The organism is Bradyrhizobium sp. Leo114, assembly GCF_055229415.2.
The window spans coordinates 1-2,239 of record NZ_JBUYEN020000143.1 but is presented as its reverse complement, the minus strand read 5'-3'; the positions used below and the strand labels follow the sequence as shown (position 1 = coordinate 2,239).

Here is a 2,239-nt window from a genome sequence, read left to right as displayed (position 1 = left end):
TCTCTCTCAGAAACGAGGCACACGGGTTCAAGGGAAGGAGAGCATCGCTCGTCTTGCGCGTCTGCGTGCACTCAGCCCTCACTCAGTGTTGCTGCATCGTAATAGCAACCCCCGTGCCAAGGCTGTCTACGCTCTTTAAGCTTCTGATTTCGCGCTGAAAAACTTGCGAGCCGACGGATGACACCAGGTGTTTTGAAGGTGACAGCAATTGTGCCGCTGTCAGAAGCCGAACAAGGATCGCAAGCATCAAACGGGCAAAAACCGGCTTGGCGCGGGCCCTTTCGATGCGTTCATGCGTGGAACGGAAATTGCTAATTGCTCTTGCAAGCCGCTTTGTCGGCGCGATTTTCAGGAGAGCGACAGTGCAGCAAGATGTCGAAACCTCGAAGGCGGAGGGCCAGCGACGGGTATTCGTGGTCGACGATGACGAGATCACCCGCGTGACTTTGCAACTTATGCTGCATGACGAGATCGAGACGCACGAGCTTGCAACGCCGGAAGAGGCTTTTGTCAGGGGCATCGATTGGTTGAAGCCGGATGTGGTGCTACTCGGCGCCTCCTTTTTGGGGCAAAAGGGGCCGCCGTTGATCGGCCAATTGGCGGCCCATTTTCCCGAGGTGCGGATCCTGATCGTCTGCGACAAATCCGACGAGCCCACCGCGGTCGAAGGCATCAAGGCGGGCGCGCACGGCGTGCTTATCAAGCCTCTCACCTTGGAAGCCGTCCGCAAGAAGGTCGATGGTATTCTCGAACGGGGCGCCACCGCGCCCATCGTGCAGCTCAGGGTGCTGAGTTAGGCCAGGCCATGGCGACGATCATCTTCTATCAAAAACCCGACTGCGCCACCAACGCGCGCCAGATGCAGGCGCTGAAGGTCGCGGGCCACCACGTGATTGCCAAGGATATCTTGAAGGAGCCGTGGCGCGCGGAGGAACTGCGCCAGTGCTTCGGCAATACGCCGATCGGATCCTGGTTCAACCGCGCCGCGCCCCGTATCAAGTCAGGCGAAATCAATCCCGACGCGAGCGACGCGGCGAGCGCACTCGCGCTGATGCTCAGCGATCCGCTCCTGATAAGGCGCCCGCTGATCAACGCCGACGGCGCAAGATGCGCGGGATTCGATCATGAGCCCGTGCTGTCGCTGCTTGGGCGGAGCATGCAGGACGATCTCGAGCGATGCTCGAGCGAGGCAGCCGGAGGGTACTGCCGGAGCGGGTGAGCTACACTACTCGCTAGTTTAACGAGAGGCGAAGAAAGCGGAGTTTCCCCGCTCCCATGCTTCACGGGCGCGAGGAGCAGGCTCGCTGATGACGATCGGGGCTCTACACGCGCATCTATAATTTTAATTAGGGTTGATGAAAAAGCCCCGACGAGCAGCCAGCCAATGCGGTTATCGCGCCGGAGCCGGCACATTCGCGGATGGTGAATTGCGCGTGAAAGCCGGACATCGGTGGACGCTTCGCTGCACGTTCTAGTTCGACCGCATCGACATTCGCAGCGACATCGATGAATTTGAGAAAGGCGCCGAAGGCAGCTAGCACGGCCCCGAGCGCCACAGGCGTGCCGGCAACCGCGAGCCACGGCAGGATGAGCGCAATCCCGAACCAGCCGATCCGGATGATTGATTTGCTGCCGTAGCGCGCGCTCAACAGCCTGATCAGAAGCATCGAGATGACTGAGCTGATTCCCAGACAGAGCAGCAGAAAACCGAGGACTTCGTTATCGACAACCAGCCGCTCCTTCGCGAACGGCACCAGCGGCGCCTAGCCCGCAATGCCGAAACCGGCGACAAAGAATGCAAGGCGCGTCATGATCCGGCTGGCCAGACGACCGACGGACACCATCGGGAAAGCCCGGAGGAAGAGTGTGGTTTCCTGTTCGCACACGCTAATGACATCGCGGCGCAGCGAGAGCGGCTGCGATCGCAGTTGCAGCCCCTCCAACATGGTGTTTCATGTCCCCTCACAACACGTTGGCGGGGCGGCCGGACGCAATGGAGGACGTGCGGAGTCCGTCCCTACAGCGCCCCCCGCCTCCGAGCGGTGATGCTGCCCCAAGTGGCGTGCCGACATTGAAAGTTGGAGGTTCTACAGTCGCTTCGTACCGGGTGTGTGAAATGGACCCCGATTGTGGGACCACGTGCTTAGTTGGAAGGGGCTGCTCCGTTTGATAGACGGAGCGCATGATGACGACAAAGACGAGACGCAAGATCGACGCGGCACTGAAGGCAAAGATCGCG

4 protein-coding genes are annotated in these 2,239 nt (G+C 60.2%); 2 read left to right on the top strand and 2 right to left on the bottom strand.

Translation table 11 applies throughout. From position 1 onward, the window contains the following. Positions 1-362 precede the first annotated feature (362 nt). Positions 363-797, top strand: a complete 435-nt coding sequence (locus ACZIRK_RS44965; protein ID WP_130231866.1) for a response regulator — start codon at positions 363-365, stop codon at positions 795-797. A gap of 8 nt (positions 798-805) precedes the next feature. Next, positions 806-1,219 carry an ArsC/Spx/MgsR family protein gene (locus ACZIRK_RS44960; protein WP_130231864.1) on the top strand — a complete coding sequence of 138 codons (414 nt, stop codon included), beginning with the start codon at positions 806-808 and terminating at the stop codon, positions 1,217-1,219. A 127-nt stretch (positions 1,220-1,346) separates the two neighbouring features. Here the strand turns inward: ACZIRK_RS44960 and ACZIRK_RS44955 are convergent, their stop codons facing one another. Together ACZIRK_RS44955 and ACZIRK_RS44950 are read right to left on the bottom strand one after the other, a co-directional pair. After that, positions 1,347-1,754, bottom strand: coding sequence for an MFS transporter (locus ACZIRK_RS44955; protein WP_028169440.1), 408 nt, complete (start codon positions 1,752-1,754; stop codon positions 1,347-1,349). 9 nt (positions 1,755-1,763) lie between these two features. After that, the gene (locus tag ACZIRK_RS44950; protein ID WP_028169439.1) at positions 1,764-1,946 is read right to left on the bottom strand and encodes a hypothetical protein; all 183 of its coding nucleotides are present in this window, start codon (positions 1,944-1,946) and stop codon (positions 1,764-1,766) included. Between the last annotated feature and the right edge of the window lie 293 nt (positions 1,947-2,239).